Annotated in this window: 28 protein-coding genes; 23 read left to right on the plus strand and 5 right to left on the minus strand. The window is 35.4% G+C overall.

The window, feature by feature from the left end:
• Window positions 1-117 precede the first annotated feature (117 nt).
• A complete protein-coding gene (gene rsgA, locus NBE98_RS07770; protein WP_250814381.1) occupies window positions 118-1,191 on the minus strand; it encodes a ribosome small subunit-dependent GTPase A in 1,074 nt (357 codons plus the stop codon).
• Between the two features lie 335 nt (window positions 1,192-1,526).
• On the opposite strand from rsgA, the gene NBE98_RS07775 reads away from it, so the two are divergent.
• The 8 genes from NBE98_RS07775 to NBE98_RS07810 all read left to right on the plus strand — a co-directional run bounded on the left by NBE98_RS07775 (window position 1,527) and on the right by NBE98_RS07810 (window position 7,589).
• On the plus strand, window positions 1,527-2,168 hold the full coding sequence (locus tag NBE98_RS07775; RefSeq protein ID WP_250814382.1) for a lactate utilization protein: 642 nt from the start codon (window positions 1,527-1,529) through the stop codon (window positions 2,166-2,168).
• 86 nt (window positions 2,169-2,254) lie between these two features.
• Window positions 2,255-2,467 (plus strand): hypothetical protein, encoded by a 213-nt coding sequence (locus tag NBE98_RS07780; protein ID WP_250814383.1) that lies wholly within the window; start codon window positions 2,255-2,257, stop codon window positions 2,465-2,467.
• Window positions 2,468-2,560: 93 nt separating this feature from the next.
• A complete protein-coding gene (locus NBE98_RS07785) occupies window positions 2,561-3,460 on the plus strand; it encodes a 3'-5' exonuclease (RefSeq protein ID WP_250817501.1) in 900 nt (299 codons plus the stop codon).
• Window positions 3,461-3,478: 18 nt separating this feature from the next.
• Complete coding sequence (lexA, locus tag NBE98_RS07790; RefSeq protein ID WP_250814384.1) at window positions 3,479-4,996, plus strand: transcriptional repressor LexA; 1,518 nt, start codon at window positions 3,479-3,481, stop codon at window positions 4,994-4,996.
• Window positions 4,997-5,256: 260 nt separating this feature from the next.
• Window positions 5,257-6,525: a UDP-N-acetylglucosamine 1-carboxyvinyltransferase gene (gene murA, locus NBE98_RS07795; RefSeq protein WP_250814385.1), complete on the plus strand. Its 1,269-nt coding sequence runs from the start codon at window positions 5,257-5,259 to the stop codon at window positions 6,523-6,525.
• A gap of 157 nt (window positions 6,526-6,682) precedes the next feature.
• On the plus strand, window positions 6,683-6,877 hold the full coding sequence (locus NBE98_RS07800; protein ID WP_250814386.1) for an alpha/beta-type small acid-soluble spore protein: 195 nt from the start codon (window positions 6,683-6,685) through the stop codon (window positions 6,875-6,877).
• A 101-nt stretch (window positions 6,878-6,978) separates the two neighbouring features.
• Window positions 6,979-7,248, plus strand: a complete 270-nt coding sequence (locus NBE98_RS07805; protein ID WP_250814387.1) for a hypothetical protein — start codon at window positions 6,979-6,981, stop codon at window positions 7,246-7,248.
• Window positions 7,249-7,262: 14 nt separating this feature from the next.
• Window positions 7,263-7,589: a spore coat protein gene (locus NBE98_RS07810; protein WP_250814388.1), complete on the plus strand. Its 327-nt coding sequence runs from the start codon at window positions 7,263-7,265 to the stop codon at window positions 7,587-7,589.
• A 34-nt stretch (window positions 7,590-7,623) separates the two neighbouring features.
• Here the strand turns inward: NBE98_RS07810 and NBE98_RS07815 are convergent, their stop codons facing one another.
• Window positions 7,624-8,541 (minus strand): hypothetical protein, encoded by a 918-nt coding sequence (locus NBE98_RS07815; RefSeq protein ID WP_250814389.1) that lies wholly within the window; start codon window positions 8,539-8,541, stop codon window positions 7,624-7,626.
• A 181-nt stretch (window positions 8,542-8,722) separates the two neighbouring features.
• Here NBE98_RS07815 and NBE98_RS07820 point away from each other — a divergent pair, with 181 nt between their 5' ends.
• From NBE98_RS07820 to NBE98_RS07835, 4 genes are read left to right on the plus strand one after another with little or no spacing between them, the layout of a single operon-like run.
• On the plus strand, window positions 8,723-9,499 hold the full coding sequence (locus NBE98_RS07820; RefSeq protein ID WP_250814390.1) for a hypothetical protein: 777 nt from the start codon (window positions 8,723-8,725) through the stop codon (window positions 9,497-9,499).
• A gap of 29 nt (window positions 9,500-9,528) precedes the next feature.
• Window positions 9,529-10,659: an AAA family ATPase gene (locus tag NBE98_RS07825; protein WP_250814391.1), complete on the plus strand. Its 1,131-nt coding sequence runs from the start codon at window positions 9,529-9,531 to the stop codon at window positions 10,657-10,659.
• 14 nt (window positions 10,660-10,673) lie between these two features.
• Window positions 10,674-12,056, plus strand: a complete 1,383-nt coding sequence (locus tag NBE98_RS07830) for a vWA domain-containing protein (protein WP_250814392.1) — start codon at window positions 10,674-10,676, stop codon at window positions 12,054-12,056.
• 12 nt (window positions 12,057-12,068) lie between these two features.
• Window positions 12,069-12,449, plus strand: a complete 381-nt coding sequence (locus NBE98_RS07835; protein WP_250814393.1) for a zinc ribbon domain-containing protein — start codon at window positions 12,069-12,071, stop codon at window positions 12,447-12,449.
• Window positions 12,450-12,594: 145 nt separating this feature from the next.
• Here NBE98_RS07835 and NBE98_RS07840 read toward each other — a convergent pair whose 3' ends face one another.
• Window positions 12,595-13,782 carry an anaerobic nitric oxide reductase flavorubredoxin gene (locus NBE98_RS07840; RefSeq protein WP_250814394.1) on the minus strand — a complete coding sequence of 396 codons (1,188 nt, stop codon included), beginning with the start codon at window positions 13,780-13,782 and terminating at the stop codon, window positions 12,595-12,597.
• 35 nt (window positions 13,783-13,817) lie between these two features.
• Complete coding sequence (locus tag NBE98_RS07845) at window positions 13,818-13,994, minus strand: hypothetical protein (RefSeq protein WP_250814395.1); 177 nt, start codon at window positions 13,992-13,994, stop codon at window positions 13,818-13,820.
• A 134-nt stretch (window positions 13,995-14,128) separates the two neighbouring features.
• Between NBE98_RS07845 and NBE98_RS07850 the strand changes: the two genes are divergently transcribed.
• The 8 genes from NBE98_RS07850 (at window position 14,129) to NBE98_RS07885 (ending at window position 23,142) form a co-directional block, all read left to right on the plus strand.
• Window positions 14,129-15,430, plus strand: coding sequence for a DUF362 domain-containing protein (locus NBE98_RS07850; protein ID WP_250814396.1), 1,302 nt, complete (start codon window positions 14,129-14,131; stop codon window positions 15,428-15,430).
• A 110-nt stretch (window positions 15,431-15,540) separates the two neighbouring features.
• A complete protein-coding gene (locus tag NBE98_RS07855) occupies window positions 15,541-15,840 on the plus strand; it encodes an ATP-dependent Clp protease adaptor ClpS (protein WP_250814397.1) in 300 nt (99 codons plus the stop codon).
• A gap of 47 nt (window positions 15,841-15,887) precedes the next feature.
• The gene (gene clpA / locus NBE98_RS07860; protein WP_250814398.1) at window positions 15,888-18,137 is read left to right on the plus strand and encodes an ATP-dependent Clp protease ATP-binding subunit ClpA; all 2,250 of its coding nucleotides are present in this window, start codon (window positions 15,888-15,890) and stop codon (window positions 18,135-18,137) included.
• A gap of 26 nt (window positions 18,138-18,163) precedes the next feature.
• The gene (locus NBE98_RS07865) at window positions 18,164-18,793 is read left to right on the plus strand and encodes an SOS response-associated peptidase (RefSeq protein ID WP_250814399.1); all 630 of its coding nucleotides are present in this window, start codon (window positions 18,164-18,166) and stop codon (window positions 18,791-18,793) included.
• A 116-nt stretch (window positions 18,794-18,909) separates the two neighbouring features.
• Window positions 18,910-19,653 (plus strand): cell wall hydrolase, encoded by a 744-nt coding sequence (locus NBE98_RS07870; protein ID WP_250814400.1) that lies wholly within the window; start codon window positions 18,910-18,912, stop codon window positions 19,651-19,653.
• 230 nt (window positions 19,654-19,883) lie between these two features.
• Window positions 19,884-20,816, plus strand: coding sequence for an ABC transporter ATP-binding protein (locus NBE98_RS07875; RefSeq protein WP_250814401.1), 933 nt, complete (start codon window positions 19,884-19,886; stop codon window positions 20,814-20,816).
• A gap of 15 nt (window positions 20,817-20,831) precedes the next feature.
• The gene (locus NBE98_RS07880; protein WP_250814402.1) at window positions 20,832-21,695 is read left to right on the plus strand and encodes an ABC transporter permease; all 864 of its coding nucleotides are present in this window, start codon (window positions 20,832-20,834) and stop codon (window positions 21,693-21,695) included.
• Window positions 21,696-21,711: 16 nt separating this feature from the next.
• Complete coding sequence (locus tag NBE98_RS07885) at window positions 21,712-23,142, plus strand: Gldg family protein (protein ID WP_250814403.1); 1,431 nt, start codon at window positions 21,712-21,714, stop codon at window positions 23,140-23,142.
• Between the two features lie 105 nt (window positions 23,143-23,247).
• Here the strand turns inward: NBE98_RS07885 and NBE98_RS07890 are convergent, their stop codons facing one another.
• Window positions 23,248-23,505, minus strand: a complete 258-nt coding sequence (locus NBE98_RS07890; RefSeq protein WP_250814404.1) for a hypothetical protein — start codon at window positions 23,503-23,505, stop codon at window positions 23,248-23,250.
• A gap of 173 nt (window positions 23,506-23,678) precedes the next feature.
• On the opposite strand from NBE98_RS07890, the gene NBE98_RS07895 reads away from it, so the two are divergent.
• The 3 genes from NBE98_RS07895 to NBE98_RS07905 all read left to right on the plus strand — a co-directional run bounded on the left by NBE98_RS07895 (window position 23,679) and on the right by NBE98_RS07905 (window position 26,879).
• Window positions 23,679-23,903, plus strand: a complete 225-nt coding sequence (locus NBE98_RS07895) for a hypothetical protein (RefSeq protein ID WP_250814405.1) — start codon at window positions 23,679-23,681, stop codon at window positions 23,901-23,903.
• Window positions 23,904-24,019: 116 nt separating this feature from the next.
• The gene (locus NBE98_RS07900; RefSeq protein ID WP_250814406.1) at window positions 24,020-24,967 is read left to right on the plus strand and encodes a metal ABC transporter substrate-binding protein; all 948 of its coding nucleotides are present in this window, start codon (window positions 24,020-24,022) and stop codon (window positions 24,965-24,967) included.
• Window positions 24,968-25,073: 106 nt separating this feature from the next.
• Window positions 25,074-26,879 (plus strand): MutS family DNA mismatch repair protein, encoded by a 1,806-nt coding sequence (locus NBE98_RS07905; RefSeq protein ID WP_250814407.1) that lies wholly within the window; start codon window positions 25,074-25,076, stop codon window positions 26,877-26,879.
• Window positions 26,880-26,929 lie beyond the last annotated feature (50 nt).

The following is a 26,929-nucleotide window of genomic DNA, read 5'->3' on the forward strand; positions in this document are numbered from 1 at the left end:
TTTTATAAAGTTAAATTGTTAACTTGTTGCCCTGCGAGATAAATAGGTTGCAGCGATTAACGATAGGAATATCTCTCTGTGCTTATTAAAGCTGCAGCTTAAATTTCTAAATAAGGATTAGCTTTTGCTGCGCTTTCTCATTTGTTTGTGAATTGATTTGATTTGATTTGTATAAGCAGTAGCAGCTGCTCTGTCTGTCTTTCTTGCAATATAGTCAGCTTCCTTCTTAAGCTTAATATAGTTATTAAACCTTCCTTCCGATAAACTGCCTTCACCAATAGCTTTTTTTACTGCACAGCCAGGCTCAGAGCCATGAGAGCAGTCAGAAAATTTGCATTGAGAGGCAAGTATCTGAATGTCTTCAAAGGTTGTATCAATTCCTTGCTCTGCGTCGAGAATTTGAAATTCTCTCATTCCAGGAGTATCTATTACTATACCGCCATAAGGAAGAACAAATAGCTCTCTATGTGTAGTGGTATGCCTTCCTTTATCGTCATCTTCTCTTACGCTCATTGTTTCAAGAGCTTCATAACCTAATAGCTTATTTATTAAGGTTGATTTCCCAACTCCGGAAGAACCGAGAAAAGCTCCTGTTTTTCCTGCAGCAAGGTAGCTTTTAATTAGATCAATGCCTGAATCCTTTAAAGCGCTTACAATTTTTATATCAATGCCCATTGTAACAGCCTCCAAAGCTCTAACTTTTTCAGAAGCATCCTCACACAAGTCGGCTTTGGTAAGGATAACTATAGGCACAGCGCCGCTTTCCCAAGCCATGGTAGTGTATCTTTCAATTCTTCTTACATTAAAGTCTTGGTTTAAAGACATGCAGATAAATAAAAAATCTACATTGGCAGCTACAATTTGCTCTTCAATAACAGCACCTGCTGTTTTTCTAGAAAACTTTGATTTTCTCGGTAGGATTTTATGAATAACAGCCCTTTCACCTTTTGAATCAGCCTTATCTATTAAAACCCAATCTCCTACAGCAGGATAATCTGCCCTGCCTTGAGCAGTATACATCATCTTTCCCGTAACTGAAGCTAATTTTTCACCTTCAAGAGTTATAAGCTTGTAAATATTTTTAAATTCACTACATACTCTTCCTACTGTAAAGTTATTTTCGTAAGCCTTAAATTCTTTATCTAAACTTTCATTCCAGCCTAAATCATATAAATTATTAATATTGTTCAATTCTTTTCTCTCCTTATATTCTTAAATTTGGGCATAAAAATGCCCGGGAAACTTTTTTTCCTGCTCCCGGGCACTGATTTACAAGATTTAAGAAGCTAAAGAAAGCTATCTATAGTAAACAGCATAGGGGAGCAGTGGTTATTACACTATCCAAAGCAAAAATATTTAAGTTTTTCATATTACACCACTCCTTCCAATTTTCTTTTAATAATAATAACATTATATGGCACTTTTGCTGTTTTGTAAACTACCAAAAAAAATTATTAATTTGATGGAAATTTTTCTAAATGTTATAATTGTAAAGTATAAATTAATTTAGTTATCGGGGGATGAAAATGGATAAAAATTTAAGCTTTGTATATGAGCAGAGAATAAAAAGAACAATGGAAAATCTTCAAAAGAACAATATGGAAGCTTTTTATGTGGAAGATGAAGCAGCAGTTATTGAAAAAATAAAAGAACTTGTGGCTGAGGGTAGTACAGTGTCTGTCGGAGGCTCCATGTCCTTGTTTGAAGCTGGAGTAATTGATCTTTTAAGAAACGGGAACTATAATTTTCTTGACAGATATGCACAAGGCTTGGACGCTTCTGATATAAAAGAAATTTTTAGAAAAAGCTTTTTTGCTGATGCTTATTTTACAAGCACCAATGCTTTAACAGAAGATGGACAGCTTTATAACGTTGATGGCAATGGAAATAGAGTTGCAGCTATGATTTATGGGCCTGACAAGGTTATAGTTGTTGTTGGTGTAAATAAAATAGTTAAGGATTTGGATGCTGCTAAAGAAAGAAGTAAGCAGATAGCAGCTCCAGCAAACAATACAAGGTTAAATCTAAGCAATCCATGTACTAAAGTAGGAACATGCATGGACTGCAAGAGCCCAAGCAGAATATGCAACAATTATGTTGTAATAGGCAGACAAGGAAATAAAGATAGAATAAAGGTAATTATAGTAGGCAAGCAATTAGGTTATTAAAAATAAATAATCGCTTTATAATCTGCTTATAATAATATTGTGTACCTTTTAACTTTACTATTCCCTATAAAAAGGAGGATATTGTTATGACAGATAAGAGCCATATATGCTTAAACAAGTTAGACAAGGTTCCTAAAGGAAAGCCTTTCGAATACAAGGATGTAGTTCAAGATGATTTTGCCTTGGAAAATCATACTGAGGATGGAAAAAGGTTTAAATCAGAGGTTCAGAAGGGTGTATATGATAATGTTAAGCTTGAAAAAGATACTGGAAGTCATTTACTATATAAAAAATTATAAAATTAGAGCTAGAGTTCATTCTCTAGCTCCACTTTTTTTGGTATAATATAATTTAGATATTTTTAAATGAAGGGGATGAGACTTTTGAACTATGTGATAATAGACCTGGAATTCAACAATATGAGAGAGATAACTGAAAGCTACCCTTCATTCTATGAAGAGAATCCTGAAGTTTTAGAGTATAAGTGTCCAAATGAAATTATAGAAATTGGAGCAATAAAGCTTAGCAGAACTATGAAGGAGCTGGCAAGATTTAAAGTCTATGTAAAGCCTTCCATATATAAAGTTTTAAATCCTAAAATATGTGAAATGACAGGTATAAAGGAAGAGGATTTAAAGGAAGGTGTAAGCTTTAAGGAAGCGCTGGAGGGCCTGGCTGGTTTTGTAGAAGAAGATTCTATAATATGCTCCTGGGCTAAGGATGATATTGCAGAACTTATTAGAAATGCAGATTATCATAACTGCAGCTCAATGGATTGGCTTAAAGAGTACATAGATTTACAGGAGTACTGCACTAAGGTTTTAGCCGAGAAAAAGTCTATAAGCCTTAAGAATGCCTTAAACAGGCTCAGGGTTAAGGTTTTTGAACAGGAGCTTCATGATGCTTTAAACGATGCCGTTTATACTGCGGAGGTTTTTAGAAGAATATATAATGACAGAGCAGTAAAAAGCTTTATAATTAAAGATATAATCAATATGCCTTCTATTATGATAAGAGATTATAAGGATTTTACTCTTGAAGAGAGCAAAACTGAGCTTAAATGTCCTAAGTGTGGATACGAGATTGACCTTGAATATCCTCTTAAGCTTTTTAAGTGGAGATTTATAGGACTTGGAAACTGCGAAAGATGCAACAGCAAGATACTTCAAAAGGTAGTAGTAAAGCAAACTTTGGCTGGGGACAAGGTGTATATAAACAACAATAGACTGTTAAATGATAAAGAGTACATTGAGTTGGTGGACAGGTTTAATCACAATAAGCTCATAGATTAGACAAAAGAGGTGAAATCAATGCAGCTAGACGCAGCACAACACAGAATAGTTAAAAGCAAGCCAGTACCTATTAGCTTGCTTAAGGGAAGCAGCAGCACAGGTAAGACTACAACTGCAGTATACAGGACTCTTTACCTTAAGAATAATTACTGTCTGTATGATGATGATAAAATACTTATTATTGCTAAGGACAGTACAAATAGAGACTATATAAGAGAACTGTATAACAGGCTGGAGGACGACACAAAGAATGACTACATAACTTTGTTTAGTAATGCAGTTGATAGAGTGGAAATATATACTCTAGGAGATATAATTAACAGATACTATTTTGAATACACAAATACGAATAAGAATTGGTTTAAAATAATTCACGAACAAGCTGAAAGGCTTGAAATAGTAGGAGAATGTGCCGAAGAGCTTAGAACTAAGCATGGAAAAGCTAAAATAATTAATGAAAACTACTTAAAGTTTTTAAAAGAAGAACTAGAGTGGATAAAGGCTTGCGGCTATAACAGCCTGGAGGCTTATCAAGAGGCTGATAGAATTGGTAGAAAGAGCAAAAAAGGTGAGGGACCAGCAAGACTTTTAAAGAATTCAAAGGATAGAGAAATTATATTTGAGCTTTTAGGTATGTATAATTCAAAGCTTCAGGAGAGAGGTATTTTAGATTGTGAGGATATCTCTCACATAGCACTTATGCAGGCTAAACACACTTTTATGGACAAATTCACTCATATATTAGTGGATGAAGGCCAGGAGCTTTCAAAAACACAAATAGATTTTATTAGAGCTTTGTCAAGTAATAAGTCCTATTCCAGCCTTATGTTTATAATAGATAAAATTGATAATAACAATTCCAAGGCATGGATTTCAAAAGGAAGAAAGCAGGCAGCTCTAAAATTTAATGCTTCTATAAAGAATTATTTATTGAAGAAAACGTATGAAGCAGATTTATCAAGAGGAGAAGCGGCAGTGATGGAAGCACCAAAGATAACAGAATTAGAAGCAAAAGTTGATATAGAAGAAAACTCCATGGACAGCTTTGAATATTTTGACTTGAGACACCATAGAAAATATGATTTTAAAAGAGATTCCAGCAGAATAACAGATGTAGTTTTAGAGGAAGAAAGCTTGGCATTAGACGAGCTTAAGCAGGTTCCCGTATACAGCGATATAGCAGCTGGAGAACCAATTATGATGAGCAGCGAACTTGAAGCAGAGTTCTACCTTCCAGGATACTGGGTTAAAGGAGTTAAAGATTTATTTATTCTAAAGGTTAAAGGTGACAGTATGATAGGCGCAAATATTTTTGATGGTGACCAGGTTGTAATAAGACAGCAGCATACAGCACAAAACGGAGATATTGTAGCCGTAGACCTTGAAGGCAGCGCAACTTTAAAAAGGCTGAGCCTTAAGAAAAATGTTCCAATTTTAATGCCTGAAAACGACAAATACGATCCAATTCATCTTCATGACAGAGAAGCAACCATACTTGGTATAGCGATGGGAGTTATAAAAAGAGTTAGCAATTAGTCAACCTTAGAAAAGCCACAGATTTTAGTGTTGTTCGTTTGTTCCAGCAAAGCGAGTTTTACGAAAACACTTGATTTGTGGCTTTTCTAAGCTTAGAACTACTAGCGCTGCGGCTAGCTCAGGAAAGCATATTTTTTATATTGCAGCGGTAATTTTCCTTCATATTTATACTTTAGCAATTGTTCACTGCATAGAGTGTCCTATTTCTGTGTTCTAACATATGATGGTAATAAACACTATTGTATTACAGGAGCACATAGATGAGATATTTAGAAGTGAAATATTCGCCCCCACTAAAAGGTACAGTTAAGATTCCTGGCTCGAAGAACAGTTCATTGGCTCTACTACCTGCCTGCTGCCTGGCAGACGAACCGATTATACTTAAAAACGTTCCTTTTATTCTAGACATTAAAAAGGTTTTTGAAATAAGCAAGGATATTGGGCTTTCAATTGCCAAAAAAGAAGATAATTTGATATTAGACCCTACAAGATTAAAAAATGCAAATATTGATCCTCAAAAAGCCTCATCCTTTAGGGCTTCTTATTATTTTGTAGGTGCACTTCTTCATAAATTTAAAAAAGTCTCTATTGGATATCCTGGTGGAGATAATTTTGGCTACAGACCTATAGACCAGCATATAAGCGGATTAAAAGCCTTAGGAGCTAAATTCACATTTTATACAAATCACTACACAGTAGAGGCAGAGGAACTTAAGGGTGCTGAAATACATTTTGAAAAATTAAGCTTTGGGGCCACAGTAAATGTTATACTGGCAGCTGTTAAAGCAAAAGGAAGTACAGTGCTTTACAACGCGGCCAGAGATCCTGAAATTGAAGACTTGGCAAATTTATTAAACAAGATGGGTGCCATTATAAAAGGCGCAGGAAGCGACACAATATATATTGAAGGTGTAACCAGCTTAAAAAGCTGTATACATTCTGTGCTTCCTGATAGGCTTATTGCAGGTGCATTTTTAATGGCTGCTGGAGCAACAGGCGGAAGAATAACGCTAAAAAACGTAGTTCCAGAGCATTTAAGCTCCTGTATAGAAAAACTTCGAGAAGCAGGCATGACCATAAACTGCGGCTACGACAGCATAACTGGAAGCGTACACAGCAAGCTTCATGGAATCAATGTGGAAGCTGGTATGTACCCTGAATTTGCTACAGACTTTCAGCAGCCTATGACAGCTATGCTGATTCAAGCTTATGGAGAGAGTACAGTGATAGACAAGGTTTATCCTGGAAGATTCAATCACTGCAGAGAGCTTAACAAGCTTGGCGCAAGAATTAAAATTGAAGATAACAAGGCTGTAATTCCTGGAAAAAGATTTTTAGTTGGAGACTGGGTTAAGGCAACAGATGTAAGAGCAGGCATTTGTCTTTTGCTTGCAGGATTAACTGCTGAGGGAACAACTTATATTACAGGGATAGAACATATCGAGAGAGGCTATGAAAATTTTATTAAAGACTTTACTTCTCTTGGTGCAGATATAATGCTTTACGATAGTGATGCAAAAAGAAAATAAAAATTAACAATTATGTTTTTAAAAACTAATTAAGAAAAAAGTTAGCTAGCTTGCCTATAATTCTATAGAGTATTATTTAAAAAAAAGCGCAAATTAATAGTACAAAGCAACACCAAATAACAAAATTACAAATAAACAAAAAAGGGAGGAATTAATTATGGCAAGCAGAAATAACAGAGTTTTAGTACCACAAGCTAAGGCAGGATTAGATAGATTTAAGATGGAAGCAGCTAGAGAAGTAGGAGTTAACCTTAAGGAAGGCTACAATGGAGACTTAACTTCAAGAGAAGCTGGATCAATAGGCGGACAAATGGTTAAGAGAATGGTTGAAGCTTACGAAAAGAACCTATAATCTACTTATAGCTTGAAGGCTAATAGTATAAAACTCCATATTATAAGGGAAGAGCTGAAGCCCAAGGGTTTCGGCTCTTTTTTAACGGAAGGGTGATTAAAGTGAATAACAATCAAGTAGCACCTCATGAAATACTTGAATTGCATGAACTTTTAAATTTAAACATATTAGGAGCCAAGAAGCTAAGCGCTAGTTCTTCTATGGTTCAAGACCAAGAGCTTAAAAAGCTTATGCAAAATAGCCTTAATGGAAAGAAAGCTAAGATACAGGAGCTTCAAAATTTTATTAACAGTCAATTAGGCTCACAGCTTAATTCTCAAGGTAATAATCAAAACGGCAATTCAAACGGCGATCAATCTGGGCAGCAATAGGGAGGAGGTTTACAATGTCTTGGTTTAGCAATATTTTAAGTGATGAGGACAACAGCAGCAGCTCCTTAGGGGATAAAGAGATGGCATCGGATATGCTTATGGCATCTAAAGCTGATATTACCGCACTTGCAAAAGCCGTTACTGAAGCGGCTAATCCGCAGCTTAGGCAAATACTTACTAATCAACTTAATTCCTGCATAAACGACCACTTTCAGTTATCGGATTTAGCTATACAAAAGGGCTGGTATAACGCTTTTGCAAGCCCAGGCCAGCAGATAAAACAGGATATGCAGGAAGCGCAAAACCTAATTAATCAAGATCAGCAAAATCAGCAAAGTTAGCTAATATAAAGAATGGAGAGGAAAGCCTCTCCATTTATGCTTCTATGAATTTTATAAGTGGTAGGTTAAGAAGGTTATCTACAAGGCTGCTTGAAACAATATCTATAAGTTCATTGAATTTGTCTGTGCCTAGCATGCTGTCATAGAGGCAGATTGCAAAATTCTTTAAAATATTATTTAAAGCTAGTGAATCACTTTCTCCGCTTTTGCTTAGAGATTCTAAAACTGTTAAGAGAACAGCTTCTCCCTTATCTATAAGCATGTCAATAAATGATTCAGATAAAATATTATCCATAATACCCTTTGAGATAGAAGTTACAAGGGCGTTTCTGCTTTCAGCGGGGAAATAGGATGTAAAATCGGAAACCTTCTTTTTGCCAAAGCTGTCAAGCTGTGCATACAGCATGTTAAGTATATCCATAATGTTCTTTTGGTTATTAAGATAATCATTTATGCCTGCTTTGAACTTTGAAAATATATTTCCAGCATTAACAAACCTTGCGGCCATTGGATTAATTCCACTTAACACATTGTTTATCTGCTCCTGTATCTTATCATCTATTGCCTGGCTATCTAAAAAGCTTTTTAAGCTTTTAACCAAATCATCCTTATGGTTATAAATATATACCTTTATTCCATTTAAAACAGAAGGTGTAATTATGTTTTCTATGCTGCGGTTAGACTCTTCAATGGCTTTTAGGTTGTTTTCAACAAATAAATTTAAGCTGTCTTTAAATTCCTGAGTTTTAAAATTCTTATAAAGATTTATTTTTATACTGTTTCGTACTACCCTGTAATTTTCCCCTTGGAAAAAATCACTTCTTTTTATGTATAGGGTGTTTTTAAATTCATCAATTAGTAGTGTTGTAATACTTTCCTTAAAAGTTTCTTTCTTGAGTGCTTCAAATAAAAAATCCTTTAGCTGCATTTTAAGCTCTAAAACCTTATCCAACTAAAATTCCTCCTTTTGACTTGCTTTTAAATGTATCCATAAGCTACACTACAAGTATACTATAGTATTATTGTTAATAGTAGTTATTAAATTACAATAAAAGGTTTCTACTAAGCAAATTTTGTATTATAATATAATCAATAATGATTATTAATTGTTATGAATAGAGGTAATGGCATTTATGGACAACAATAAAATATTGCAAATTCTAGATAGAGATCCCTATTACATCAGGTTGATAGAAAATCCCACAGAGGAAATGCTTTTAAAGGCTGTAAGGAAAAACGGAGTGCTGCTAAAGTATGTAAAAAACCCTTCTGAGTATATGAAATGGGAAGCTGTTAAATCTAATGTATGGGCTATCGAATATATTGAGGATCCTTCTGAGGAAATATGCTTGTATGCAGTAGACAAGGCCTGGAATACACTAAAATTTATAAAAAATCCAAGCTATGAGGTTTTAAAGAAGGCGGTGAACTTGAAAGGATGGGCTGTTCAATATATTAAAAAACCATCAGAGGAGCTACAGGAGATGGCTGTAAAAAAAGATTGGGATGCAGTACAATATATAAACGAGCCTTCCCAGCATATTCAAATTTTAGCGGTGGAAAAGCATTTTGGTGCTGTCAAATATATAAAAACTCCATCTATGAAAGTAAAAGAAGCAGCAGTTAGGCAGAATGCAGAAGCTGTACTTTATTTAAAGGAGCTTACTGAGGAAGAAAAATTAAATTTTATAACCATAAATATTGATGTGGTAAAATATTTAAAGGATATAAATTTAGGTTTAGTGGAAGAAATTTTAAAGGAAAAGCTTAGCAAAGAAAAGCTAGATAAGGAATATGTGCTAAAATTTATAAAGTGTGAGGCCTTGCCTGTAAATAAGATAAAATTTATTTACAATTATGGCAGCCCGGAAGCAAAAAGAATTTTAGTGGATTATAAATTGAGTTTTTAGAAAGAGACTTAGAGACAGGAGAAATGAACATGAATTTTACAGACGCGTTATCAACAGTAGAACTAGTACTTGAAAGTGGGGCGGTTCCACTTTTAATAGGAGAAAGCGGCATAGGAAAAACTGCTTTAATAAAAAAGCTTTGTGAGAAAAAGGGCTACTATAGCATTGTAATAGATGGAAACATGCTTAAAGAAGGTGAAATCGGAGGACTTCCAACTGTAGAGGAATACTCTGTTTTAGTGGATGGAAAAGAGGTTAGTAAAAAAAGAACTGTTTACGCGGTTCATTCAAAGCTTCAGGAGATAGACGAAGCCTTAAGAAGCAGCGCTGATAGGACAGTTCTTTTATTTATTGATGAAATTAACCGCTGCGAGCATACAGTTCAGCAGGAGCTTATGAATATAATACTTAATCGCGAGATAAATGGATATAGGCTGCCAGCTTTGGTTAAGGTTGCTGCTGCAATGAATCCGTCAAGCAAGTATGAGCAGTACAGCAGCAGCGACTATCAGGTTGTTGATTTAGACCCTGCTCAAGAGGATAGATTTGTATGGATTGACATGGAAGCAGACGTGAAGTCCTGGTTAGCCTGGGGAATGGAGCAAGGAGATATCCAGGAGGATATATTAAGCTTTATTTCAAGCTATCCTGAATACTTGCATACTCCTCACTCAAATGAAATGGTTAAGGCAACGCCAAGAAGCTGGGAAAGAGTCTCAAGTGCCTATAAAGTATATCTAGAAAAGAAAACTGAGCTGCCTAAAAGAATATTTCTAAATGTAGTAAAAGGAAATGTTGGCGGAAGCATAGCACAGGAGTTTAATCATTTTTTAGAGAGCAATAAAAATCCTCTAATAAAGGCGGAGGATGTGTTTAGTGATGAAATAATAGTTGAAGAACTTGCTGAAAGAGTGAAAAAGGAAAGCCATTCAAGACTTTATATGGCTGCTAGAAACCTTTTAAAGCATATAAAAAATGGTGACAATAAGGAGAAGGATATAAAGATTTTCTCTGATTTTCTTCAGCTGTATCCACAGGATCTAAAGCTGGCAATTATGAGAGAAATTAGAGAAAGCTATTATGAAGATTTATATCAAGAATTTTTAATGCAGTCCTCTTTTATTGATGGCTTCTTTCAAATATACAACGAGCTTGGATAAAGGTGGTATGAAAAATGGAGGGAGAAAGATTTCAAAAGCTTAGGGATGAATTATTTGTTCATATATCCACTGCAGAAAATCCCAGTAAGCTGCCTGTTGATTTTGAAAATAAGTTTTTTAAGCTTATAGAGCACTGCAGCTTTGCTTTGATGAATAATGGAACCGACAGCTTTTTTGCCTACTTTTTGATACAGCTTAAAAAGGCAATAAAGTATGACATAAGCGATGCTGCAGCTACAGTATTTAACGGAAGTTCATTTATTATATATTTTAACCCTGCCATATTTTTAGAATGCAGTTTTCTAGAGATGCAGGCACTTATAAAGCATGAAATATATCATATTATGAGCAGCCATCATATAAGAGCAAAGGCTCTTAGAGGAAAACACAGCAGCTTGGCTGTTAATTTGGCTATGGATATATCAATAAATCAGTATATAGTAAACTTACCTAATTGGGCTAATACTATTGAGAAAGTAAGATTATCCTACAACGTGGACTTTAAGGAAGCTGAGACAATGGAACAATATGCAGCAAGTATTCAAGCTGCATTAGAAAAGCTTAAGAAGGACAAGAAGCAGGGAGTAGAGGCAGAACAGAATAATCTTGAGGAGGATTATATACAAAGGGAGCACGACAGCGCTCAAGCTCATGAGCTATGGTACACAAATCAGCAGCTGGACGGGGAATTATTAAAGGAAAGTGTAAAGAAAATGGCTTTAAACGCTGAAAAAGGAAAAGTTCCTGACAGCATAGATGAGCTTTTAAGAGACTTAACTAAAAAAGCTGAAATCACTTGGAAGGATTACCTGAAAAAGCTATTGGGCACCCTTCCTTCAGGTTATAAAAAGACAATTACAAGAAGAGATAGAAGGCAGCCAGAGAGGCTGGATTTAAGAGGAAGGCTTTCAAGGCATATTGCTCAAATTGCAGTGGCTATAGATATAAGCGGAAGTATAACAGACAGCGAACTTGAGCAAATTATGGGAGAGGTTTTCGCAATTATAAAAAATTATCCTTCCGAGGTTACTATTATGGAATGTGACAGTACCATAAGAAGGGCATATAAGGTTAAAAGTGTTAAAGATGTAAAGAAAAAGATTAACACTAGGGGTGCCACGAAATTTTCTCCAGTGTTTGAATATATGATTAAAAACAGGATGAAAAACCATGTGCTTATATACTTTACTGATGGTTTAGGTGAAGAAGAACTTACTGTAAAGCCAATTCACAAAAATACTATTTGGGTGCTTACAGGCAAAGGCGAGGAATTGTCACTTGAAAAGCCTTATGGTGTAGTAAAGAGATTGTCTAATGTAAAAGAGCAGAAAACCGAGTATTACTATGCTCCAGATGCTATAAAAGAGCATAGACAAATGGAGTGGGCATGGTTTTAAAGGAGGGATATAATGTTTTTCTTTGGAGTTTTCGGTATGCAGGGGAAAGAAAAAGAAATTAGGGATATGAGCAGCATAACCTGCAAAAGCTGCGGCAGGTATTCTGCCTACAAGCTTGTGAAAGCGTATAATTACTTTCATGTGTTCTTTATACCTGTTTACAATTGGGGAGCTAAGTATTATCTGGTATCTAGGTGCTGCAATGATGTTTTTCAAATTCCAAATGAGCTTGGTAAAGCACTTGAGGAAGGACAAAACATACCTATTAGAGATGAGGACTTAACTTCAGTTTATAACGAAGCTTACTACAGCGGAGAAAAAGTATGCCCTAACTGCAGAAGATCTATAAGCAGTGAATTTCAGTATTGTCCTCACTGCGGAAACAGGACTTAAAAGATAAGCATATCAAAATGAGGTATTAAAAAGCAGCTGCAAAATATAAAATATGATTTATTAGTTTAGAACTTCATTCACAGTACTTAACTCATTAATCATATCTTACGCTTGCAGCTATAATTTTATTGTAACTCTTACATTTTTAAACCTTGCTCACAATTTCTCTTCCAAATTGGCGGCATCTCTCCAGACCTTCATCGTCAGGACTCCACTTTTCTTTTATCCCGTCATTTAATAGCTCTAAGCCGCCTTTTTTAAGTTCCTCAGTAATCATTTTTACGCTTTCTCCACCCCAGCCGTAGCTTCCAAAAGCAGCAGCCTTCTTACCCTTAAATCTTAAGCCTCTAATCATTTCCAAAATAGCAGCTGTTGAGGAAAGAATACCGTTATTAATAGTACAGGAGCCTACAAGCACTGCTTTTGACTTGAATACTTCTGTAATAATATCGTTCTTGTCTGATTTTCCTGAGTTAAGTATTTTTACTGCAACTTCTCCATCAGCGTCCTTAATACCTTCAGCGATAGCTTCAGCCATTCTTCTTGTGCTGTTCCACATGCTGTCGTATACTAAGGTTATCTGATTTTCCTTATAGTCTTTAGCCCATTCTAGGTATTTAGTTATTATCTGGGTTGGATTGTCTCTCCAGATAACTCCATGGCTGGTGCAGATCATATCTACTGGAAGGTTAAAGCTTAGAACCTCTTCTATTTTCTTTATTACAAAGCTGCTGTAAGGTGTCAGTATGTTGGCGTAATATTTTACGGCTTCCTGCATTAGCTCGCAGTTGTCAGCTTTGTCATTGTACATCAATTCAGTAGCGTAGTGCTGGCCAAAGGCATCGTTGCTGAACAAAATATTTTCACCATTGTAGTAAGTAAACATGGTATCAGGCCAATGAAGCATTCTTGCTTCAATAAAGGTTAATTTGTTATTTCCAATATCTAATGTATCTCCGGTTTTAACCGTTACAAAGTTCCAATCTTCATGATAGTGGCCTTTAATAATATCCATGCCGTTTTTAGTGCAGTATATTGGCGTGTCTGGTATTTCTCTCATTAAATCTACCAATGCTCCACTGTGGTCTGGTTCAGCATGATTTATTACTATATAGTCTATTTTCTTCAAGTCTACTTCATTTTTAAGGTTTGCAACAAACTCTTCAGAAAAAGGAACCCATACAGTGTCTATTAATACAGTTTTTTCATCTTTTATCAGGTATGAATTGTAAGAGCTTCCCCTGTGAGTTGAATATTCCTCGCCATGGAAGGTTCTTAACTCCCAATCAATCTTTCCTACCCATGTAACTCTGTCGCTAATTTTAAAACTCATTGTATTTCCTCCATTATAATAGAAAATAAGCCTTTTTAGTCCATAAGGCTTCTCTCAAAGGCTTCTACAGCTTTTTTTACTTCATTTCCTGCTTGTTTTGAAGTTATGTCTGATTGTATTTCATTTTCTGTAACTGGATTTGTTGTTTGCGGTCTGAAGGTTATAGAATTCATATTGTTTGACTCTAATGGAAGTTTTTCTTTTGGATTCATAGTTTTCCCTCCTAAAGTTATTCTAGCTTTATTTTGGGTTTTATTAGAAGTTTTATACTATAAATTAATATTATAATGCTGGAATTTTTGGGCAATATAAATTATGAACTATTATGATATTGGGGTGTGTGCATATGAATTCTAGAGAAAAATATTCAAAGGTAGCCATAGTACAATCGGAAAAAGCTTGGGCTAAAGACATAACCTATGCTGACATAAAGGAAATGGTTAGAAAGGCAGTGAATCTTGCAGGAGGCTTTAAGCATTTGATAAAGCCTGGCGATACAGTAGTAATAAAACCTAATTTGGTAGTTAGCAAAGATAGCATAACAGGTCAGCCGCTGGACAAAGAAAAAAATGGAATAACTGCAGACTGGAGAGTCACAAAAGCTGTAGTTGAAATGGTTAGGGAGCTGAACAGCATAGGAAAACTATACATAATGGAAGGTTCAGCAGAGTATAAAACAGAAGATGTGATGAAGAACCTAAATTATACCCATGAATACATAAGAGAAGTTGACGGTTTCATAGGAATTGAAGAAGACAGCGGAGGCTGGCAGGATTTTAATTCAACAAGCCTTTCTAAAGTAAATCTTCCAAAGGGTCTTTTGCACAGAGAATATTATCTGAACAAAAGATACAGAGAAGCAGATGTACTAATTAGCATTGCCTGCTTGAAAAGTCATGCAAGTGCAGTAGTTACCGGAGGCATTAAAAACCTTGGCATAGGAGCTACTCCAGCTAATATATATGGAGCATCTCAGACGGATAACTCAAGAATGAACATGGTACCTCATGACAATAAGGATGGAGATCTTCACAAATGGATTCATGATTATTATGCCTGCAGACCAGCAGATTTTGTAGTACTGGATGGTCTTGAAGGCTTCCAGAACGGACCTGCGCCAGGTTATGTAAACAGCAGCAGTCAGGATAAGATGAACATGAGGCTTGTAATGGCAGGAAAAGATGCTGTGGCGGTTGATACTACAGCAGCGCTGGTAATGAATTGGGATCCAAGTTCTGTAGCTTATTTAAGATACTTAAGCGACAGCGGATTTGGAAATATGGATGTTTCTAAAATCAGAGTAGCTGGAAACAGTGTAGATGAGGTAAGAAAAGATTTTGGCACTCTTAAGATACCACCAAGCGGTTCGAAAAAAATAGGTACTAAAGTAGCGCCTAGATTTAGAGTGTTAAGCTTTGAATTAGATGATGACGAGCTTAGGGTTAAGCTGGCAGCTGAAAGTAGTGTGAAAAAGGTTGAATATTATATAGACAACAGCATATTAAGCGAGGATTTAACCAGCTTGAATACTAAGGGCAAGGCTTCAATGCCAAAGCTTTCAAAAGGAGAGCATACATTAAAAATTTGTGTTTATGACGAGTTTTTCAATCATTCTGAGCAAACAATACCTTTTCATATAAATAGTTAGCGATAAAAGTCAGTCAGATGAAAGTCTAACTGGCTTTTTGTGTTAAATTATGATAAATTCAATTATAAAGTTAAACCAATGAAAGTATAATTATATATGGAGTTGTTAACATGGGAGAAAAGACAGTAGTTAAGGAAAAAGTAGATGCAAAGGTTCAAAAACCTAAATTATATAAGGTTATTATGCACAACGACGATTACACTACCATGGAATTTGTAGTGGAAATTCTAATAGGAGTATTCAACAAAAGTGCTGCAGAGGCTACAAAGATTATGCTGGATGTGCATAAAAAAGGAGCTGGAATTGCAGGTATATACTCATATGATATAGCAAGGACAAAAATTAATCAGGCTCATATTGAAGCTAGAGAACAGGGATTTCCATTAAAATTAAGCTTGAAAGAGGCATAAAGATTGATAATCTTTGTGTACGCTAGAGAAATGCAGGAGAGATAGTTATGGAGATTGACAGACTTTTAAACGAAATTTTTATTGCCGCCTATAGTGAGGCTAAATCGGAAAAACATGAGTACATAACACCGGAACACATTCTGTATGCAGCATTGTTTTTTGATGACAGCAAAAATATAATTGAAAACTGTGGTGCAGATGTTGATAAACTGAAGGAAGACATAAAAAGCTACATAGATGCATTTGTTGAAAGGGTCGAGAATAAGGAGCCTGTTCAAACACTGGCAGTGCAGGATATAATATCTTCTGCAGCCAATCATGTGCTTTCCTGTGGAAAGAATATAATAACCTTTGGAGATATGCTTGTTGCAATTTTTGACGAGGAAGAAAGCTTTGGAAGCTATTTTTTAAAGGAGCAGGGTGTTACAAGGCTGGACATTTTAAACTATATAACTCACGGTTATTCTAAGGAAAAAAATTATCCTCAAATAAAAGCAACTTCAAAGGACAACAGTAGTGAGGATGAGCAGGACGAGGACATAAAAGACAACAGCATGCTTTCAAATTTTGCAGTTGAGCTTACAGAAAAAGCGAGAAAAAGTGAACTAGACCCTTTAATAGGAAGGGAAGACATTTTAGAAAGAACTCTTCAGGTTTTATGCAGAAGACTTAAAAACAATCCTATACATGTGGGAGATCCTGGAGTTGGCAAAACTGCTATAACTGAGGGTATAGCGCAGCTTATAGTTTCCGGGAAAGTGCCAAATTTGCTAAAGGATTATAAAATATATTCCTTGGATATGGGAGGGCTTCTAGCAGGAACAAAATACAGGGGAGATTTTGAGGAAAGAGTTAAAAAACTTCTAAATGAAATAGTAAAGCAGAAAAAGTCTATAGTTTTTATTGATGAAATACATACAGTAATTGGCGCTGGTTCCATATCTGGCGGTGCTATGGACGCTTCAAATATAATGAAACCTTTTCTTGATAGAGGTACTGTAAGAGTTATAGGCTCTACTACCTATGAGGAGTATAAGAAGGTATTTGAAAAGGATAGAGCTTTATCTAGAAGGTTTCAAAAGATTGAAATACCTGAAACTTCAACTGAGGATACATACAAAATACTTCTTGGCTTAAAAGAAAAATATGAAACTTATCATAATGTTTCTTATACAGATGATGCGCTTAAAGCAGCTGTAGATTTATCCTCAAAATATATTCAAGACAGGCATCTACCTGACAAGGCAATTGATGTTATTGATGAAGCAGGAGCCTACGCAAGACTTCACTGTAAAGATGAAAGTGATAAACTTGAAATCTCAGAAAAAGATATTGAAAAAATAGTAGCTTCTATTGGAAAGGTTCCAGAGGAAAGCGTATCAGTTAATGAGGTAGAAAAGCTTAGAACTCTCGAAAGCCAGCTTAAGAGCAGCATATATGGTCAGGATAAGGCAGTGGATACTGTTGTAAAGGCTATTAAGCGCTCTAGGGCAGGCTTTAATGAAGGTGAAAAGCCTATAGCCAATCTTCTGTTTGTTGGTCCAACAGGAGTGGGGAAAACTGAGCTTTCAAGACAGCTCTCAATAAGCCTTGGAATTCCTCTTATACGCTTCGATATGAGCGAATATCAGGAAAAGCACACAGTAGCTAGACTTATTGGTGCTCCTCCTGGGTATGTAGGCTATGAAGAAGGAGGACTGTTAACAGATGCAATAAGAAAAACTCCCCACTGCGTACTCCTATTAGACGAAATAGAAAAGGTTCATCCTGATGTATTAAATGTTCTGCTTCAGCTTATGGACTATGCAACCTTAACCGATAACACTGGAAAGAAAGCAGATTTTAAAAACGTAATACTTATCATGACCTCTAATGCTGGGGCAAAGGAAATTGGAAAGTCAATGATAGGTTTTGGAAATAGAAATGTTAGAGAAGATGCTATAAATAGAGAAGTTGAAAGGATTTTTTCACCAGAGTTTAGAAACAGGTTGGATGATATAGTCGTATTCAATCAAATGGATGAACATATGGCTGTGCTTATTGCTAAAAAAGCTTTAGTTCAGTTTGATGAAAAACTTAAATCCAAGGGTATAAGCCTTCAGGTAAGTGAGGAATGCTATAAATGGATAGCTAAGAGAGGCCTTGACTCACATTATGGAGCAAGGGAGATAAACAGAATAGTTCAACAGGAAATAAAGCCTTACTTTGTTGATGAAGTTTTGTTTGGAGACCTTTCAACCGGGGGGACTGCCTTTATCCACATGGCTGATGATAAAATATTTATAAAAAAGCTTTAAACTAAAAAAGGGAAGCGGTGTTATAAATGTGCGGACGTTTTTTCATTGAAAATGACATAGAGGATATTATTGCAAGCTACGGTGTCAGGCAAGTTAAAAATATGGTGCTTTCTAAGGGAGAAATATTCCCTGGCACCAATATTCCAGTAGTACTTCACAACAAAGTTAGAACCTTGGATTTCTTAAGGTGGGGCTTTCAATTAAGAGGAATGAATAAAGAAGTAATCAATGCGAGAATAGAAACTGCCTCTGAAAAGCCAACCTTTAGAAGAGCCTTTTTAAATAACAGGTGTATAATACCAGCTAATGCCTTTTTTGAATGGGAAACTACAGGAAAAAGCAAGGTTAAGTATAAAATAGAGGTAAAAGGTGAAAAACTATTTTCCATGGCTGGGATATATGATTTGTTTACAGACAAGTATAATAAGGAATATATTGGAGTTGTGATTTTAACTCGTTCAGCTAATGAAGACATGTCAAAACTCCATCATAGAATGCCAGTAATTATTGGTAAGGAAAAAGAAGACAAATGGCTTTCTGGCTCTGCAAAGGAAATTCTGGAAGTGCAGGAAGCCTTGGAAACAGAAGATTTAGTCCGATTTAACATAAATCCTGCGGAGGGAATTCAGCAGTTGTCAATATTAGACTTAATGTAAAGCCTGGAGGAATTTGATCCAGGCTTTACCCTTATTGGTTGGATATGTGGGTTGTTACCAATTTCATATGCACATATAATTTAAGTACAAGCCTTAACAAAGAAAGGAATGTGCATATGAATAAGAAGGCAAGAATATCATTAGCAGTCACGTTGATAGCTGGGTTAAGTGCTATTGGAGCCAATACATACCTTATTAACAGTAAAGGTGATGTAAAAACACCTGACATAGTAACATATTCTATAAATAGTGAAATTCTTCAAGATGAAAACAGGCAGCTTATGGAAAGTGTAATTTTAGCTGATGTAAAACCGGAAATTCAAGAACCTAAAGTTGTTGCTGCTGCGTCTAATCCAACAGAAATTAAGGACAAGCAGGCTGTTTCTAGAGGTGGAAGCGGACTTGATACTGTAAAGCCTAAGGTCCAAACTAAACTAGCGGCAAAGCCTAAGACTCATTCGAAGCCAGCTGCAGCTTCAGTAAATGTACAAGCTAATAAAGAAAGAGACTTATTTTATAGACTAGTTAGCGCTGAGGCTGGCGGAGAATCCTTAGAAGGTCAACTTGCAGTTGCTACGACCATTATAAATAGAGTTAAAAGTTCTAATTTTCCAAATACAATTACCGGAGTAATTACGGACAAAAACTGGGGGTATCAGTACACTCCAGTGCTGGATGGAAGAATAAATATTCCTCCAACTGAAAGTGCAAAGAAAGCTGTAGATATGGTTCTTAACGGACACAGAAGCTTCGGTGCAGATGTTATGTGGTTTGTTAATCCTAATAAGGCTACAAGCCAGTGGATAATGCAAAATAGACATTTTTACAAAACAATAGGTGGTCATGATTTTTATAATTAATTATTATACTCCTGTCCTTTAGAGGGCAGGAGTTTTTTATTTACTAGAATATCTTCTAAAGTTTACAAATCTGTAATAAAATATAAAAAACTTTAACTTTTAATACAAATATTAACATATAATTGTCATAAAATTGCCATATTATTGTGGTAAAATAATTCCTGGAGAATTAAATGATTCTCAAATATGTGCAAGTAGAAAACAAAGATCAATAAAAGGAGGCACTACCGATGATAGAAATTGAGAATTTAGTTAGACGATATGGCCAGCACGTGGTCCTAAGTGGATTGAATTTAACCATCCATAAAGGAGAGATTCTGGGACTTTTAGGGCCAAATGGAGCTGGAAAATCCACCACAATGAATATAATAACAGGGTATATTGGTGCTTCGGAAGGAACTGTGCAAGTTGATGGTATTGATATACTTAAAGAGCCAAAAAAAGCAAAGAAAAAGATGGGGTACTTACCCGAAATACCACCTCTTTATATGGATATGACTGTAGATGAATATTTAAAATTTGTTTGTAAAATTAAAAATATAGAGAGTAAAAAGATTAAAGAAGTTCTTGATGGAGTCTGTGATACGGTAAAAGTGACTGATTACAGAAACAGACTTATAAGAAATCTTTCAAAGGGTTATAAGCAAAGAGTTGGGCTAGCCCAAGCTATAATAGGAAACCCAGAAGTTTTAATTTTGGACGAGCCTACAGTAGGGCTTGATCCAAAGGAAATTATTGAAATTAGAAATCTGATTAAGGAAATAGGGAAAAATCATACGGTTATTTTAAGCTCGCATATACTCTCAGAAGTTAGTGCAGTTTGCGATAGAGTTGTAATTATAAATAAAGGGGAAATAGTAGCCAGTGGGACTCCAGAAGAGCTTGCTAAAAAAGTAAGCTATAGCAGCAAGATACTGCTTAGAGTAAAGGGAGATGGGAAGGAAATAGCTAAAAAGCTTAAGGATATTAAGAGTGTTCAAAGAGTAGAGCTTCAAGGAACTATTGAGGCAGATACTTTAGATTTGCTGGTTGAAGCAAAACAGGATATGGATATTAGAGAACAGATTTTCTGGAAACTTTCAAAAGCAGAAGTTCCTGTACTAATGATGAAGCCTGTAGATCTATCGTTAGAGGAAGTATTCTTACAGGTTACAACACAATAGAAAGAGGGGTTAAAAATGCTTGCAATATTAGGTAAAGAATTTAAAGCTTATTTTTATTCAGCAACAGGGTACGTGTTTATGGGAGTTTTTTTGCTTATAGGAGGTATATTTTTTGCTAATTATAATTTAATTCCAGCAAGTCCACTATACAGCAATGTGCTTTCCAGCATGACCTTTGTGTTTTTACTGTTGGTTCCAATAATCACCATGAAGCTTTTGGCTGAAGAGAAGCATCAAAAGACAGATCAGCTGCTTTTAACTTCTCCTTTAAGCATTGGAGAAATAGTTGTTGGCAAGTATTTGGCTTCCGTTGCTCTATTTTTTGTGACCCTGGCTGTAACAATTTTATTTCCACTCATATTAAGCATGTATGGAAAAGTTCCAGTTGGTGAAATAGCGGCAACATACATAGGTTTTGCACTTATGGGAGCAGCCTTTATCTCTGTTGGTGCCTTTGTATCTTCACTAACTGAAAATCAAGTGGTTTCAGCAGTTGCTTCCTTTGGATTGCTTTTATTTATATGGATATTGGATTGGATACAGCAAAGCTTTCCAGCTGATAGCAAATCGGGAATTGTATTTGCTGGAATTATAGTTCTTGCTATAGCTTTTATAACCTATCATTCTACAAAAAACATTATTCTTCCACTTATTGAGCTTCTTGCAGGAGCGGCAGTAATTGCAATAATCTATTTAAAAAATGCTGCATTGTTTGAAGGTTTTATACCAAATTTCTTTGGATGGATTTCACTTACAAAGAGATTTCAAAACTTCAGTATGGGTATTTTGGATTTAGGTTCTATTGTCTTTTATATAACCTTTTCAATTGCCTTTGTATATCTAGCAATAAATGCAATTCAAAAGAGAAGATGGAGCTAATTGGAGGTGAAACATTGTGAAGAAATTAAATATAAAAAAGTCCTTTAAGACCAGTAATTTTAAGTATGGAGGCTATTCAACGCTTCTAACCATTCTAGTACTCGCAGTTCTAGTTGCTGTAAACCTTGTAGCGGGAAAGCTTAATATTAAAAAGGACTTGACTCAGGATAAGCTTTATACCTTATCTGAAGAGACTAGTAAAATTTTAAATAACTTACAGAAGGATACAAAAATAATGCTGTTTTTTGAAACAGGGAAAAAAGATCCTAACATATCTGCAGTAATGGATAAATATAAAGCGGCATCAAAAAAACTTATATTTGAAGAACACGATCCTTTTAAGCAGCCACAGCTTGCTCAAAAGTACAGCAAGGATGGCAAAAATGTGGGTATAGGTACTATAGTTGTAGAGCAGGGAAATAGATTTAAAACTATTTCCTATGATGATTTCTTTGGCTACACCGTTGGAAGCTATGGCGAGGAAAATGTGGATTCCTTCGCAGCAGAGCAGCAGCTTACTAATGCTATAGTATATGTTAATTCGGATAAAGAACAGATCCTTTATACTTTGTCAGGGCATGATGAAAGTGCTTTAAGTGGGGATGTAATAAGTCAACTTCAGGTTGAAAACTACTCTGTTCAGGATATAAACCTCCTTCAGGGAAATGCCGTTTTAAACAAGGGGGATATGCTTATAGTGAATTCACCAAAAAGAGATATATCTAAAGATGAAGCAGAAAAGATAAAGAGCTTCCTAAAAAACGGAGGAAGAGCAGCTTTTTTTGTTGACATAAACAAGGAAGTGCTTCCAAATCTTCAGGAGCTTCTAAGCTTCTATGCTATTAAGCTTCAAAATGCAGTTGCAGTTGAGGGAGAGGCTAACAGGGTTGCACGAAGCCAATTAGAGCTCTTGCCAGAACTTCAATCTCACGAAATTATTAATGATATAAAGTCTAAAAATATGCTTATATTTACTCCTGTTGCTCAAGGTGTTGAAGAACTAAAGGATAAGAGAGAAACAGTAAAAATTGAATCCCTTCTTAAAACTTCTGATAACTCCTGGGCAAAGACAAATTTAAATACTACAACCTTGACAAAAGAAGGCAAAGACTTAACAGGACCCTTCAATATAGCCGTAGCAATTACTGATGAAGATAACACTACAAAAGCTATAGCAAAGCTAATAGTTGTTGGCAGTTCAACCTTTATGAATTCCAATATAAATCAAGCTACAAATGGTGCAAACCTAGATTTTATTATGAATTCCTTCAACTGGCTTCAGGATAAGAAGGATGGAACAACCCTAAGACCTAAAACTTTAACTTCAGAGAGCTTGACTATGACAAATCTTCAAAAGCTGTCTTTTTCTGCCATGGTAGTTATTATATTACCAGCTGCCATACTTGCTGCAGGAGTTATTGTGTGGCTAAGAAGGAGACATAGATGAGTGCTCATATTATATTAAAACTTTAAATTATGAAATGGATTATATAAAAAGAAGTGATTTAAAGGCTTTAACACATAGAAAATCCGAGGATATCCTCGGATTTTTTTAGCTTGTGAAGGCTTGAAGTACAACATAATCCTGCCCTTCATCTCTTGCGCATTGTTCTGCTTCTTCAATTGTGACACCATTTGTAACAATATTGTCTTCCATAGTATTTATTTCTGTAAGGCTCTTAACTATTGTTTCATCGCTTTGGCCTCTAGCCTGCATATCTTTAATTTGGTCATAAGTATTTTTGCTTATTTGCTTTACTGCACAATTGTGTGCATCAAACATTAGTATTGCGCTGTAATGTTCTTTCATGATACTCATCCTTTCACTTATAGTAGTTCACATTCCTTATTGTGCCACTAATAATTATTTTTATGATAGGCATGCATAATTTTTACAAATATTATGTAACATATATAGCAAAATTATCTTTATAGAAATTGCAGTTCATATATAAACGCATGAGTTTGAAAGGAGAACTATAAATGGATGAAGAACTAATTGTTGAAGAGATGGCTGAAGCTTTAGAAAACAGTGGAGAGATAACTATGACTGGGGAGGAACTGGAGCTTTTTATTCAATCTATTGATGATAAGGAAGGTTATGCTTATGTAAGCAACACAAACAAGGAGTTTGAAGATGCCAGAGAAGCTATAGAATGGGCTGTGCTTCAATTTGATGGTGTAGAAAATATAGGAGAATGGGAATAGTAGAAAGTGGGATTTTGCTCCCACTTTTGATTTTTTCATTGACAAATAAATCAGATGCAAGTATAGTATATGTAGATGCAAATGATTTGCATCAGAACTGCATAAGGAGATAATATATGTTAAGAAAGTTTTTCACAGCAGCATTAATAGCTGTATTAACAATGGTGTTTACAGCCTGCGGAAACAGTTCCGCTGGAGAAGATAAAAGTACAATAAACAGCAAGGCAGCAGAAGGCAAGATATCTGTGGTAGTGTCTTTTAATCCATTAAGGGAGTTTGCTGAAGCTGTAGGCGGGGATAAAGTTGATGTTAGAGTTATAGTCCCTGAGGGAATGGAGCCACACGATTTCGAGCCAAAACCTAGAGATATGGAAAACATTATGAAAGCCAAGGTTTTTGTTTATAATGGTTTAGGCATGGAAGGCTGGACTGAGAAGACTCTTTCTGCAATTGAAAATAAAAACCTTCAAGTAGTTGATGCCTCCAAAGGGGCAGAACTTATAAAAACCAGCCACCAGGATGAGGAAGAAAGCAAGGAAGACAGCCATGAGCATGGGGATTTCGACCCGCACATTTGGCTTAGCTTGAAGGAAGCTAAAAACGAAGCTAAAAACATAAAGGAGGCTTTAATTAAAGCAGACCTTGAAAACAAGGACTACTACGAAAAGAACTATGAAGCTTTTGCATCAAAGCTGGATGCTCTTTATAATGAGTACAAAACAAAATTTGAGGGACTTTCAAATAAAAATTTTGTAACTGGTCACGCTGCTTTTGCATACCTTTGCAGGGACTTTGGACTAAAGCAATCTAGTGTAGAGAGTGTATTTGCTGAAGGTGAACCTACTCCTCAAAAACTAAAGGAGCTTATTGATTTTGGTAAGGCAAACAATATAAAGGTTATATTTATGGAGGAGCTTGCAAGTCCAGAAGTTTCTAAAACTATTGCAAACGAGGTAGGAGCTAAGGTTGAGAAGATATATACTATAGAAAGCAGAGAAGACAATAAGGACTATGTTCAAAGTATGAGAGATAATTTAGAGAAGATATATAGCAGCCTAAAATAGGTATAAGTTGACCCATAGCCTTAAAATAATAAGGATATGGGTTTTTATTGTTAAAATATTCTATTATAATAATTAGTAGAAGATTATGGAAAGGGGATATAAAGTATTGAGAAATTCAAAGGAAATTTATGAAAAGAGAATGAGAAGCCTTGAAAAACTTACAAAAAGACAAAAGGACACTATTAATTTTATAAGTATGCTTAGACTAATTATATTTGCAGCTGGTATTGGCTTTTCAATATATTTTTATATTTATAAAAAGTTTTATTTCTCCTGGAGCCTGATGGTTGTCACTCTTATTGCTTTTATTATTCTCATTTTTAAACACAATGCAGTCATAGAGCGCAAAAGACTCACGGAAAAGCTGCTGGATATCAATAGTTATTCACTAAGAAGGTTAAAAGGAGAATGGAGGCAGTTCCAGGATACTGGAGAAGAATTTAAGAACCTAGAACATCCCTATTCTGATGATTTGGATGTATTTGGAAAAAGTTCTATATTTCAGTGGATAAACACTGCAGTTACTCCTATGGGCAGAAGAAGACTTAAGGAACTTTTAGCAAATCCAAGCTTAAATCTGCAGGATATAGTCTGCAGGCAGCAGGCTATTAAAGAACTGTCTGAAAGCATAGGCTTTAGACAAAGGCTTGAAGCTGAATGCGGAAGGATTCCCGCAGAAAATCAGAGTGTAGATGAGCTTATAACTTGGGCAGCGAAAGGAGAAAAATTAGTAGATAAGCTTTATTTCAAGGCAGGACTTATTATACTTCCTGTATTTACAATAGCCTCAATCATATTTTATTTTATAAGACCCTCTATAGGCTATTCCCTTCCACTTGTATTTATAATGCTGGATTTAATAGCCTTAAAGCTTGGAGGAAAAATAAGAAGCGAGGCCTTAGACACTGCTTATAACTATAAAAAAAATATAAGAGCTTACTATAAAGCCCTTAAGCAAATTGAAGATAAAAGGTTTAAAGCTCCTCTGCTTAAGGAAATTAAAGAAAAACTTACAAGTCCTGATAATATCAAAGCCTCTAGTGCTGTAACAAAGCTTATAAAAATTACAGACAGGATTTCTGATAGAAATAATTTTTTCAGTATTCTGCTAAATATTTTATTTTTATGGGACTATCATCTTATAGTTAAGCTTGAAAGCTGGAAAAGAGCCTATGGCCATTCAGTAGAAGATTGGCTTAAATGCATAGGAGAATTTGAGGCTCTTAATTCTTTAGCAATTATAGGGTTAGATAATCCATGCTGGACTAAGCCTGATTTTATAAGTGAAGGTCTTGAAATAAATGCAAAGGAACTGGCTCATCCGCTGCTGCCTGAAGGCAGAGTAAGCAACAGCGCAAAGCTGGGTGCGCCTCACAGTATAATTTTGATAACCGGCTCAAACATGTCAGGTAAAAGCACCTATTTAAGGACTATTGGAATAAATCTAATTTTGGCTTATGCAGGTGCTCCTGTATGTGCTAAAAACTTCAGCTGTTCAATAATGAATATATATACCTGCATGAGAATCAGCGACAATTTAGAGAAAAATATTTCCTCTTTCTATGCAGAGATTATAAGAATTAAAGAAATAGTTAGTGCCGTTAATAAAGGGGAGCCTGTATTTTTTCTGCTAGACGAAATATTTAAGGGTACAAACTCAATTGACAGGCATCTAGGGGCAGAGACACTTATTAATAAGCTGAGCAAGGCGAACACCTTGGGACTTGTATCAACCCATGATTTAGAGCTTGGGGAGCTTGAAAATAAAAATTCTAAGATAAAGAACTATCATTTTCAAGAGCATTATAAAGATAATGAAATACAGTTTGATTACAAGCTTAAGGAAGGAGTATCCACTACCAGAAATGCAGTTTACCTGATGAAGCTGGCTGGCATAGAATTTGAAGATTAGAATATATTATATTAAAGCTGTTGGGGTACTAAGTATTAAATTAATACTAT

Source organism: Clostridium swellfunianum (assembly GCF_023656515.1).
In the GTDB taxonomy this organism is placed as follows: Bacteria; Bacillota; Clostridia; order Clostridiales; family Clostridiaceae; genus Clostridium_AT; species Clostridium_AT swellfunianum.